General features: G+C 42.2%; 8 protein-coding genes and 1 tRNA gene. 1 reads left to right on the plus strand and 8 read right to left on the minus strand.

The window, feature by feature from the left end:
- Positions 1-235: 235 nt before the first annotated feature.
- The 8 genes from FD724_RS30630 to FD724_RS30665 form a co-directional block, all read right to left on the minus strand.
- Positions 236-6097 carry an AAA family ATPase gene (locus FD724_RS30630; RefSeq protein WP_179075219.1) on the minus strand — a complete coding sequence of 1954 codons (5862 nt, stop codon included), beginning with the start codon at positions 6095-6097 and terminating at the stop codon, positions 236-238.
- A gap of 920 nt (positions 6098-7017) precedes the next feature.
- Positions 7018-7746, minus strand: coding sequence for an ABC transporter ATP-binding protein (locus tag FD724_RS30635; RefSeq protein WP_012407914.1), 729 nt, complete (start codon positions 7744-7746; stop codon positions 7018-7020).
- Between the two features lie 303 nt (positions 7747-8049).
- Positions 8050-8274: a ferredoxin family protein gene (locus FD724_RS30640; protein ID WP_012407913.1), complete on the minus strand. Its 225-nt coding sequence runs from the start codon at positions 8272-8274 to the stop codon at positions 8050-8052.
- 176 nt (positions 8275-8450) lie between these two features.
- Positions 8451-9662 carry an ATP phosphoribosyltransferase regulatory subunit gene (locus FD724_RS30645; RefSeq protein ID WP_114080719.1) on the minus strand — a complete coding sequence of 404 codons (1212 nt, stop codon included), beginning with the start codon at positions 9660-9662 and terminating at the stop codon, positions 8451-8453.
- A complete protein-coding gene (locus tag FD724_RS30650) occupies positions 9662-10630 on the minus strand; it encodes a J domain-containing protein (RefSeq protein WP_179075220.1) in 969 nt (322 codons plus the stop codon). The genes FD724_RS30645 and FD724_RS30650 overlap by 1 nt, the downstream gene beginning before the upstream one ends.
- An 80-nt stretch (positions 10631-10710) precedes the next feature.
- Positions 10711-11523, minus strand: a complete 813-nt coding sequence (locus tag FD724_RS30655) for an inositol monophosphatase family protein (protein ID WP_179075221.1) — start codon at positions 11521-11523, stop codon at positions 10711-10713.
- Positions 11524-11663: 140 nt separating this feature from the next.
- Entirely contained in the window at positions 11664-12332 is a 669-nt protein-coding gene (locus FD724_RS30660; protein WP_199346343.1) for a thermonuclease family protein, read from the minus strand.
- Complete coding sequence (locus FD724_RS30665; RefSeq protein WP_114080715.1) at positions 12322-12690, minus strand: 2Fe-2S iron-sulfur cluster-binding protein; 369 nt, start codon at positions 12688-12690, stop codon at positions 12322-12324. Before FD724_RS30665 ends, FD724_RS30660 begins: the two co-directional genes overlap by 11 nt.
- A gap of 107 nt (positions 12691-12797) precedes the next feature.
- Between FD724_RS30665 and FD724_RS30670 the strand changes: the two genes are divergently transcribed.
- Positions 12798-12882 (plus strand) — tRNA-Ser (locus tag FD724_RS30670).
- The last annotated feature ends 190 nt before the right edge of the window (positions 12883-13072 follow it).

The raw sequence follows: 13072 nt of genomic DNA on the forward strand, positions 1-13072 counted from the left end.
CCGTATTGATATCTAGCTACAAATTATTTTTCATTTTTTTCAGAAAATCTGAATCAGTTTATCTTTGACTTAATATGTCTTTATTAAGACGAGAAAAACTGATTAATTAGGTACAAAAAACTAATTTATCTCGATGAGTATTTGTGCAAAATTGTCAATTGCTAAATTCTTAAAACTTCTAGATTGAGTATTGCCAGATATCTGTAGTTATTTGTAAAGAAATAACTTTAAAATTTTACACCGGTAGTTCAATGACAAATACCGTGCCTTCACCAATAACCGAGCTACAACTCAATTTGCCACCGTGGGTTTCTTCAACAATCTGCCGAGCGATCGCCAGTCCCAATCCCGTACCTTTTCCGACAGCTTTCGTAGTAAATAAATGGTCAAATATTTTTGATTTTACTTGATCATTCATCCCCTGACCATTATCAGTAATGGCAATTCTCACGAGATTATTTTCTACTGAAGTTGTAATTGTAATGCAGTTAGGATTCGCTTTAATTTCTTCAAAAGATTGTCCGGTATTAAATTCATCTAAGGCATCAATAGCATTGGCTAAAAGATTCATAAATACTTGATTTAATTGACCAGGGAAACATTCTATTTGAGGTAAATTACCGTAATTTGTGACAACTTCAATCGCGGGACGTTGTTCATTCGCCTTGAGACGATGTTTGAGAATAAGAATGGTGCTATCAATCCCTTGGTGGATGTTGAAAGGCACTTTGTAATCTTGGTCTGCACGGGAAAATGTACGTAAACTAGTGCTGATATTTTTTAACCTCTCGCACGCCATAGACATAGAATCAATCATCTTGGGCAAGTCTTCTATACTATAATCCAAGTCGATTTCTTCGGCGTGGTCAAGAATTTCATCGCTTTTGTTGGGGAAGCTTTCTTGATATAATTTTAAGTGTTCGGTAATCTCACTAAGAGTGGGTTTAGCTTGTTTGAGACTAGCAGCAATAAAACCAAGAGGATTATTCATTTCGTGAGCTACACCAGCAACTAAGTTGCCTAGTGCAGACATTTTCTCACTTTGCACTATTTTTAATTGTGCTTGTTGCAGGTTTTGTAAAGCAGTTTCTAGCTCTTGTGCTTTTTGTTGAAGTTGAGCTTCGGCAACTTTGCGTTCGCGTAGCGCAGCTTGCTGTTCCGTAATATCATCTGCTAGGGAAGCGACTCCGATTAACTCGCCATCTGCACTCACAAGTGAATTATTATACCAAGCACAAATAATAATATTACCATCCTTTGTCACATTTTCATTGATACTGTAATTACCGCCCTCCTGCGATATAATATCAATGCTAACTCGCTCCATTTGTGCTTGAATTGTTTGAGGAATGATGAATTGGAATTGGCAACCTAAAGCCTCCTGTTTGGTGTAGCCAAAGATTCTTTCTGCTGCTGGGTTCCAGTCAATAACCTGAAAATTCGTATCCCACTCTATGACTGCCAGTGGAGTTTGCTGAACCAATAGCTGGAGTCGTTGCTGAGATGCTTGCAAGCCAGACTGGGCGACACTCAACTCATTAAGCGATCGCTCTAACTGTTGGGAATACTCTAGCGATCGCTCATAAAGTCGGGCATTTTCCAGAGAAATTGCTGCTTGAGCGCAGAGCAAGTTGAGCAGTTCAACGCGATCGCTGGTGAACGCCCCCGTTGCTAAATTATTTTCTAGATATAAAATGCCCAGCAACTTCCCTTGATGCAAAATCGGGCTACACAAGATACTTTTCGGCTGCTGACGGATGATATAGGGGTCATTGGCTAAGGTGCGATCGGCACTCGCATCAACTATTACAGCAGTTTGCTTGTCATGCAAGACTTTGTAAATCAGTCTGTGGGGAATGTCCTGGCTATCTTCAATGAGAATACGCTGCAAGACAACTGGCTTTGAACCTGTGGTAATTGACCCTTTGATTAACAGGCGCGAGTCTCGCAAGAGCATGAACACGCATTTATCAGCCCCCGCATTTTCAATGACGATCGTCATCAACGATGAAAGTAGATTTTCCAGTTCGATTTCACCGGAAATAGTATGAGAAGCTTTGAGAATAGTAGCTAAATCTAAAGCCAGAGAAACATTACTACTGGATATGGCCGAACTTGTGGAGGTGACACTACCCAATGTGAACAGAGTTTCGTGAGTGGAGAGAGGAGAACGGGTTTGCTCTAATATAGGTCTAAGTAGTTGCGGATAGCGAGCTTCTAGGTCAGCAACTTTGGCTTTTGCACCCCAACGAGCATAGGCATAGTAGGCTTCAATCATGTAGTCCCCAGCAATGCGCTGTCTGCCCCAATCTAGGTAGAATTTTGCTGCCAGTTCGTTAGCAAGTGCTTCTTCTTGGGTATATTCGTTGGCTTTGGCTAGAGCGATCGCCTTGTCGTAAAACTCAATTGCTTCGGCTTTTTGTCCTAATACTCGACATTTTTCTGCCTCTACCAAATCAACTTTATGTTGATAATTCATGGGTGCATGATACGCCCATTGCTGTAACTTGGTTTGATTTTCTATGACACCCTGCAATGCTTCTGATGTTTCATCTAACTGTGGATTTAATTGTGCCAAAGTTAGCAGAGAATCATAAAGATAAAATACTGGTTCGCTGACTAATCCCGCACCAGCCATAAAATAGCGCCTGACTTCAATAGCATGATTTTTCGCTGGCTCAATTTCTCCAAATAAGAAACAAAGCATTAGTTTATACAAATGGAAAATATACAATCCATATCCATCTTTGGCAGACTGTAGCTGCTGGAGAAATTCCGTTTCTTCAAGGGCTTTCCCAGACAAAAGGGTGGTATGTTCTGCAAGACCTAGCAGATTTAAAACAGGTTGCCAATAGATCCGACTATAATTTGCGGTTGTCAATTGATTTAATTGCATCAAACTATGGCAGTAGGCGCAAATATCCTGCTCTAAGGTAGCCAAGGATTGACTGCTCCAAAAAGAATTGAGACAAAAACTGTGACCATTGTACCCAGCAAGTACCAAGTTCCCAAATTCTATGGCAGTAGTGTAACCTTCTTGCAAGAGGGGTAGTGTTTCTTTAATGTGAGATTTGCGGTGTACAACAAATAACCCCAACATCATCAAAACATCTGTTTTACTTGCTTTGGCATCGAGTTTTGAAATAATCTGGAGTGCCAGGGAAGCAAATTGCGATCCTGTATCCACGACTTGGAAGAAATTGCAGAGAATATTGGCATAGTTCGCATAGCCGAAAGCAGAAGTCGATGTGTTACCGTACTGAATTGATAGTTTAACGGACAAAGTATTCAGCAATGGGTACAGCGCAGAGCCAGTGAGGTAAGCTGCTGGGCTGATGATATTGACAATTTTAAGAGTACCAAGTTTTTCTGCATCGGTCATTTCAGGCAAGTGAACCAAATCAGCGATTTCCCGATCTCCAATAAGTTCCTTAATCTGTTGGATTTCCTGTTGAATATCTGATGGTGTCGGTGTTTCAGGAAAGGTGACACCAAGCTGTTGTAAGATTGGTTGGGCGATCGCGATCGCTGATGTCAGTTTACTTTGGGAAATATGAGATTGAATTCTAACGCAGTAAACATTGACTTTTTCAGGTAAGGAGCGTGCCTGTTGAATAACAATATCAATGAACTGTTCCATCGCCTCAAAGTTACCATTTAGCATTGCCACTTCCGCAGCTAATTCATGCAAGGCGAGGGTCATTTCATACTGCTGCTGCCAAGTATTTTCTGCCAACAAAGACAATCCCACTGTCGCATATTCACGCGCTGCTTGATAGGCGGTTGAAGTTTTAGCTTTGCGACAGGCAATTAAATTGAGTTGGGCTAATTCTTCTCGTTCTGTTGGTTGGGTAATTAAAACAGTTCCGTGATTTAATTGATTGACGATTTCAAAAATACGGTCAACTCTAGCTTGTGCGGAAATCTGTTGTAGAAGCAGTTGTCCGATTTGGTAATGAGTCGCCTGTTTTTGGTCGTTGGGAATTAGGGAATAGGCTGCTTGTTGAACGCGATCGTGCAAAAATTTGTAGGTAACATTTTGAGAATTTTCTGAAGTAACGGCTTGACTTTCTGCCCCTACATAAAATTTATAAATATCACCGATCGGTAAAATCAAACCTTCTTGCAATGCTTTCCATAGATTGGCTGCGGTTTCCACTTCTGAGTGTTCTGAAACAATTGCTAATGTTGCTAAATCAAAAGAGTTGCCAATACAAGTGGCTAACTTCAGAATATTCTGGGTTGCTAAGGGTAACTTCTCTAACTGCAACGCCATAAATTCTACAACATCATCGGTCAATGCTTGTTGATTAATTTTAGACAGATGGCATTGCCAACAGCCTAACTCCAAGTTAAACTGAATGAAATTTTCTTCGTGTAGGGCTTTGAGAAATTGGGTGGCAAAAAATGGGTTGCCTTTAGTTTTTTGATAGACTAATTGTGAAAGGGGTAATGCCAAATTTTCTGTACTTTTTAGGGTATCAGCGACTAATTGATTGATTTGGGATTGACTCAGGGGTGTTAAACTAATAGTATTAATGGCTGCTTGGTTTTTTTGAATTTCGCTCAAAGTCAGCATTAATGGATGGGCTGGATTGACTTCGTTATCCCGATAAGCACCAATGATGAAAAGATGACCTGTATCAGCCATTAATAGCTGCATCAACTTTAATGATGCTGAATCTGCCCATTGCAAATCATCTAAAAACATCACTAATGGATGTTCAGCACTGGTAAAAACTTGGGTAAACTTTTGGAACAATAAATTAAATCTATTTTGTGCGGCAGTTCCTGATAATTCTATTGCGGCTGGTTGTTCGCCAATAATTCTTGATAATTCGGGGATAACTTCAATAATTACTTCTCCATTTTCTCCTACAGCCTCTAATATTTGGTTTCTCCATTGCTGAATATGTGCATCGCTTTCGCTTAACAATTGCCCCATTAAATCTCGGAAGGCTTGCACAAATGCACTGAAGGGAATATTCCGTTGAAATTGGTCGTATTTCCCTTTGATAAAATAACCCCGTTGCCGCACAATTGGTTTATGAACTTCGTTGACAACCGCAGTTTTACCAATACCCGAAAATCCAGCTACCAGCATTATTTCTGTTGCACCAAGGCTAACTCTCTCAAATGCTTGCAGGAGAGTTGATACTTCGGCTTCTCGTCCATAGAGTTTATCAGGGATAATGAAGCGATCGCACACATCCCGTTGTGCAATTTCAAAAGCCTTTATAATATCAGTTTCTCGTAGCTGATGTAAACAATTTTCTAAATCAAATTTCAGCCCGAAAACACTCTGATATCTGTCTTCAGCATTTTTCGCCATCAATTTGCTGACAATATCACAAAGGACTTGAGGAATCTCTTCCACCCTCTCCCTTAAATTGGGTGCTGCTTTAGCAATGTGGCAATGTACCATTTCCATCAGATCGTTTGATGAAAATGGTAACTTTCCTGTGAGTAATTCGTAAAAAGTTACACCTAAAGAATAGAAGTCACTGCGGTAGTCAATCCCTCGATTCATTCTTCCTGTTTGCTCTGGGGATATATAACTAAGTGTTCCTTCTAACACATTGGGATTGACTAGTGTTTGCGTTTCTCGTGGTAGTAAGGATGCAATACTAAAGTCAATTAATTTAATTTGTTTGGTTTGGGGATTAATTAAAATGTTGCTGGGTTTAATATCTTTATGAATAATCTGCTCTCGATAGAGAATATCTAAGGTATTGCAGAGTGCGATCGCTATTTCTAAAAACTCTTGTAGAGACGCGATATATTGCGTCTCTACAGAGGTGAAATAATCCTTTAAAGAAATGCCGCCAAAATCTTCCATTACCAGCGCATAGCCATTCTGATAGGGTTCTAAGCTGTAGGCGGCAATGATTAGAGGCGAGTTAAGATTTTTGGCGATGGTGTACTGATTACGAAATTGCACCAGTTCGCTGAAACTGGGATAAGGATTTTTCAGCAGTTTAATGACAACAGGTAATGAGTCATTCTCTCGATACCCTCGATAAACCAGGGTTCTGGAACCATTGTAGAGTTCTTGACTTAATTTATATCCGGGAATACTGATAAGAGTGCTAACCATGCTGTTGAATCCTGATTCTTTGTGGATCTAGTGTTCCCGAATCAGCGAGGTTGTCAAAGGACAGCAGCAGAAATTTATACTGGAATTTCAATGAGAAATTCTTTACTCTCACCCAGAACCAAGTTAAAATTCTCTCTTTTGGTCTGGGGAAAGGTTAAAGGGCAATGGGGAAAAGGAAATTCAAACCCTTTCCCCTTTTCCCCAAAACCCGAAAAGTATTGCACTATGTGTTTTCTGTTTGATTTCTAGCCAGTTGTGATGAAGCGATGACGCTTGCTCTGCTTGTTTACTGCATCCACCATTTAAGGTAGTTTACAGAGCGTGAGCGTCAACAACTGGCCATTGGGTGGGATTTTTGAGACGGGAATCGATCCCTTGTAGAAGTTTCTCAATGTCCCAGTAACCCTGCTTATATATCAATTAAAACTGGAATAGAAAAATTTTGGATGCCAAATTGCCAAAAGCACTCAATCAATTTTGATTAGGGTAAACATAGACGTTTTTATACAATAAAAAACGCCCCAGATTCCCTCTAGAGCGACTTTGCAGTAGTTATTTTGACTCAGAATTATATCAAAAAGTGATGCAGAGCTTTATATATAGGAAGTTTAGTACGCCCTCTTGTTCAATTGGGGTTCTGGCAAATCCGGTTAATTTGCATTTTTATAATTTTTCCTGAATGAATGTCCTGTTTTCCCTTTTTACCTGCTGTAGATGTGATTAGAAACGCAAGGATTATTGGGGAGAATTCTTTGAGCATCGAAAACGACGGTCGCGGCAGTGGCAGGAATTGTTATAGCTTTTGTATTAGTTTATAGATAGCGTAGGCGCAGAACGCCTTCGACATCGCTATCAGCTCGTGAAGTTTCCTTATTTAAAGTGGTGTTATGTTGAATGGGGGCAAGAGTGATTAAAGATGGTTAATGTCTTTTACCTGCTCCCAGATATAGTTCACCCACTTTAGGATCGTTCAACAGTTCTTGACCAAGACCCGATATAGCATCGCGTCCAGACTCCAGTACATAGCCGCGATCAGCCATCTCTAAGGCTTTACGGGCATTTTGTTCTACTAATACGATCGCAGTTCCCGCCTGATTAATTTGTTTAATCTGCTCAAATACTTGTGTCACTAAGATCGGGGATAAAGCAGCAGATGGTTCATCTAAAATCAGCAAACTAGGTTCCAACATTAAAGCTTTACCCATCGCTAGCATCTGGCGTTCTCCTCCAGAGAGAGTACCAGCCCGTTGACGACGGCGATCGCTCAGTTTGGGGAACATGGTAAATATTTTATCTTTAATTGGTTTCAGAGGAACATTAAGTACAAAAGCACCCATCTCCAAGTTCTCTTCAACACTGAGAGAGGGGAAAACATTGGCGATTTGCGGTACATAGCACATTCCTCGTTGAACAATTTCATTGGACTTTAGCCCCACGATATTTTCACCTTTGAAGGTAATTGTGCCTGTGTGGGGGATCAAAAGTCCAAAAATTGCTTTTGCCAAAGTAGATTTACCTGCACCGTTGGGGCCAATCACTGTTACCAATTCTCCTGGGGCAACCAGGAAATTCACACCTTGCAGGATATCTACATCTTTGATGTATCCAGCATGGACATTCTGAACATCTAGTAAATAGTCATTTGTCATTTGTCATTTGTCATTTGTAGTTTGTCATTGGTCAAAAAGAGTAAAAGGGGCAGAAAGTGGGGAGCAGTGGGAGAAACCCATAAATTAAATTTATGGGCTTGAGGCAAGGATGTATTATTTCTTGTGGCACTTTCCGCTCAAAATAAATATTTTTACTTTTGAGAATAAATAAATTTATTTGCTCTGAAACCCTTGTATCAGTATATTTCCAGTATCTTCCCCCTGCCCACTTCCCTCTGCTCGCCTGCCTCTTCAGTCAACAGTCAAGTCAAAAAATAACTATTGACTGTTGACTATGGACTATTACGGAGTTTTTTGCAACTCCGGTCGTTCTTCTGCCAGAATCGCCCCTTCTACTGGGCAAACTTGGAGACATATACCACAGTCGATGCAAGTGGCAAAGTCAATCCAGTACCAATCTGTTCCCTTGGCATTTTTGCCTGGGCCATCATGAATACAAGCTACTGGACAGGCATCTACGCAGTCAGCTACGCCTTCACAGACTTCTGTAACAATTGTGTGCGGCATTTTCTCGATTCCCTCTTTTCTGTATCGGCTATTTCTAGCCTAGCAGGGGAGGCTGGGGAGTAGGGAGCAGGGGACGAGGGGGACAAGGGGACAAGGGGACAAGAGGTGAGAACTTGAAACAAGTCTTTCCCCTTGTCCCCAATTCTCCTTGTCCCCTTGTCCTCTTCCCAACTCACTTAACGCAATGACTCAATTTTGGGTGAACCATCAGCTTTAATCCAAGCAATTTGGGCTATGCTGCGATCGCGTGCATATTGGCGAATAGCGTCTGCATCCCTTCCCCCTAAATCAATTTCTACCCGCACTAAATGGGTGGAATCTCTAAGTTTTTGCGCGTAGGCAAAGGCAGGGGCGTTAGCACTCGCCGTCTCTGGTACTACTAACCAGTTACTCGCTGGGGTTACTTGCGGTAATTGTTGAGTAGATAACAAAATTTGGTATAAATCTTCGATATTGAGTCCAAAACCAATTCCGGGTATATTTTCTCCTTGGGGATGATATAGACCCAAAAGCTGGTCGTAGCGACCACCACGCCCTAAAACTCTGGCTTGAGATTCGGTGTCGTTGACAACTTCAAAGACAATACCAGTGTAGTAATCTATGGTCTGGATCAGGCTGAGATCGAGGATTAAGGGGAATTTTTTCTCTGATTCTAGTAATTCTACTAGGGATTTGAGGTTATTCACTGCCTCTCGCTGTTCTTCGTCTAGATCCAAACTACTAACTTTTTGTAACACGTCTGCACTGGGGCCGCGCAAATCCAGCATGATTCTGGCGCGATCGCGTAGTTTGTCACTCAAGGGTAAAGTATCTATGGTAATGCGGTCGAGATGAGCGATCGCACTGCGAACTTTATCCTGTAAATTAGCCGGAAATGCACTCAGGAGCGATCGCGTAATTCCCGCTTCACCTAAAATTAAGTGCCATTGTCGCAAACCTAATGCTGCTAAACAATCCGCGACTAGCAGCAGTACTTCCGCATTCGCCAGCAATCCGCCAGCACCTAACAACTCCACCCCAGCTTGATAAAACTCTTGCTGGCGATTATGCCTACTTTCCCACGTGCGGCGAAACACATTGGCGTTGTAGTACAACCGTTGCGGATAAGTTGCATTTGCCATGCGAGTGACAACAGTACGAGCAATGGATGCTGTTAATTCTGGACGTAGCCCTAATTCATCATCTTCGCCATTTTGTAGTTGAATCACCATCTGGCGCTGAATTGCTTCCCCTGCCATCAAGGTATCCATACGCTCTAAAGTTGAGGTGATAATCCTGTGATATCCCCAACGATGAAACACCTGCTGTAACCGATCTTCAATCCAGCGTTTTTTCTCCACATCCAAGGGCAATAAATCCCTGGCACCCGATGCTGGTTGATACACCATTATTTTTTCTTCCCACCAAACAAACCACCGAACAAACCACCACTACCAGATTTATCTGGTTGCTTATCTCCATTATTGGCGGATGAAGTCACCTTATGATCGCTAGGGTGTTGTGCTAATGCCTTATCTATTTTAGGTTTCCATTGCAGAGCCATTTCGTCACTGGGATCTAGCTTTAAAGCGTTTTCAAAGTGGATTTTTGCCATTTTTAGCTGATTTTGCCTCAAATACACCATTGCAATCAAGCTATGACAGCGACTATTTTTAGGTTCTAGCTTCAGGGCATCTTGCAACTCTACTTTGGCTTGGGCAAATTGGTTTTTGTCAATCAAAGATTGAGCGCGACGAACATACTGTTCTACAACCGTGTCTTCTTTTGGTGGCGCTGGTGCTGGTGCTGGTTCTGGGAGTGTATTTTTTGGTGTACTTGGTTGAGGTGTAACTGATTGAACTTTGGGTTGAGCAGGTGGCGGCGGCGCGGCGGATGTTTTGCTTGCACTCCGCATTAAATAGACTAAATTCAACTCACTAATTTGGGCAAGGACTTGCTGCACTTGGTCTAAAGAATCATATTGGCTTTGAGCTAGTTTAGCGATCGCACTTTTATAGACATGATCGAAATTAGGCGACTTAGCTAACTCTTTAGCCAAATCGGTGGTGAGAGTTAACGAAGCAGACTCTTGTAACAAGCGCTTGCCGATTTGCGACAAAATTAAAATATATTCCGTGCGAGTGCGATCGCCAACAAGTTTTTCGTAAGCCGGGTTAACCAACTTTGATAACAATTCGTTTCCTAGCTGTTTTTGTTCATCACTTTCAGTAAACCTACTATCCGGGTGTAAGCGGCGGGCAATTTGGAGATAGCGTTTCCGAATCTCTTTGACATCCGCATCAACTGGAACGCACAATATTGCGTGATGATCTATGAAATCATATTTAAATAATCCACGATCTATTTTGAAAGACATATAGACTTTTTGCACCAAAGGAGCAGTTAGATTCCTTTTAGTTTACCCAAAGTCGAAGGGAAAGCCCCCACCTCCACGTGCTATACCCAGGCTGATAGTGGCGGAACCTGTAACAGTTCGTTACTTAGGGAGTCGTGAATATAACCATTTGTGGCCAGAATTCTACCTGACTCAATTTTGACAGGAGTGCCATTGTATGAGGTGACTTTACCCCCGGCTTCTTGCAGCAAAATTATCCCGGCGGCAATATCCCAAGGAGAAAGCCCTCGTTCCCAGTAACCATCGACACGCCCACAGGCAACATAAGCCAAATCTAGCGATGCTGAACCGCTACGTCTAACCCCTTGCGTAAGGTGGGTAAGGTGACTAAATTCTGCGTAGTTGTTATCAGAGGTTTCACGGCGATCGTAGGCAAATCCAGTTACTAGTAGGCTTTTACTCAGTTCAGATGTTGCCGAAACATTGATAGGACGACGGTTTCGCGTTGCTCCCAAGCCAGTAGCCGCACTAAATAGCTCATTGTGGAATGGGTCATAAATTACACCCACTTCTGGAACGCCATTAATTAACAGCCCAATAGAAACTGCAAAAAACGGGTATTGATGGGCGTAGTTGGTTGTGCCATCTAAAGGATCTATTGCCCAGAGGTATTCATTTTCTTGATTACCTAATTTGCCTGATTCTTCAGCGAGGATAGAGTGCTGGGGAAAATGGCGACGCAAAATTTCTAAAATCAACTCTTCTGAAGCTTTATCAGCAGCCGTAACTAAATCACCAGGGCGACCTTTTTCAATAATTGCGTCTTCTAACTTACCCAAGTAACCTTGCAAAATAGCACCAGCAGCTAAGGCTGCTTCTGTAGCAATATCTAGAAAAATTTGTATATTGGTCATTTGTTATTGGTTATTTGTCATTGGTTATTTGTCATTGGGCATGGGGCATGGGGCATTGGGCATTGCTTATTAATTCTTCTTCACTCTCATCCTCAGCACGGGCTAAACGCCCCGCTACCGCTAACAGCACTCAGCACTCATTAAAGATTTTGGCGGCGAAACTCGGCGGGAGTGAGGCGCATGGGTTTCTCTGGGTTCCAGATTCCTTGGCCCATGAGTCTAGCCCATTGTTGGGCACGTTCTAAACGCTGGTCATATTTGTGGTTAGGCGATCGCCCAACAAACATTGCATTGCCTTGTTTAACTAATTCTTCATTCAATAACACCTTATTTTTCCATACATAAGCTAGAGTTCGCCCGATTTTATCTTTTGCTTCTAAATCAAACTCCAGTTCGACCAATTCTTCTGCACCACCAATAAGATTCTCTAACTGTTCTTTTGCTGCTTCTCCCCAAGGTCTCTGTCGCAAATCTGGTGCATCAACGCCAACTAACCGCACTTGGGAAATCAAATTCGGTTGTTCAGCCATTCCTAACACTTCCAAACTTTGCCCACTAACTACCCGCGCTACTTTCACCTGAGCCTGATTATTTGGTAACTGGTTTTTACTTTGGCAACTCACCAAGAGCAATAAACAAACCAAAATAGTTATTTTTCGTACCCAGTTACCAATACTCCCAACCTTCACAAATTCTCCTATGGTCGCTGCTGCGCCTACTGAGCAGAACCTCTTGCCTCCTGCTCCCTGCCCCCTGCCTCCTGCCCCCTGCCTCCTGCCTCCTGCCTTCTTCAATTGTTTATTCCTCATCTAACGGTAAACCCGCTTTAACTTTCCCCCTAGCAAAATAGCGTCCAAACTGGAGTTCGTAGACTTCATCTTCGTCTTGTGTCTCTACTTCCAAGTCAGAACGGGGATAACTCACACACAAAAGGGCATAACCTTGCTGACGTAAATCTGGCGACAATCCGATCGCCTCTGGTTGATAAATTTCTCCCGACAATACCCTTACAGCACAAGCGGTGCAAGCCCCGTTGCGACAGGAAAACGGTAGTTCCACACCTTGTTTTTCACCAGTGTGCAGGATATAGCGGTCTTCTGGCACTTGTAGGGTGTATGTTTTGCCAGTGGAGCGATCGCGAACTTTAATTGTGTATGTACGAGACATCTGGATTTGCGTTGTAGAATTAGGACTTTCAGATTCAATCTAAGAATATCTTTCTTTATCTTTGCATTTTCTGGGATTCTATAGTATGATCGTAACTTGTGGCACCTGGAGAGGTGGCCGAGTGGTTTAAGGCGCAGACCTGGAAAGTCTGTTTAGGGAAACTTAACGGGGGTTCGAATCCCCCCCTCTCCGTTCTGAAACCTAGTCTAAATATATAATTTGAACCAGACTTCTACAAATGGTCGGGTCAAATAAATCGCGGGATCTTGCCAAAGATATTCTTAAAATTGCTTTGAAAGTGAGTCAGCGTTCCGCAGGAAAGCTGTATTAAAAACCAATGTCATTCAGTTAAGGCTAAAAACTGAAACTGGCGTAGGTTCGA

The sequence above is a fragment of the Nostoc sp. C057 genome, from assembly GCF_013393925.1.
GTDB classification, from domain to species: domain Bacteria; phylum Cyanobacteriota; class Cyanobacteriia; order Cyanobacteriales; family Nostocaceae; genus Nostoc; species Nostoc muscorum_A.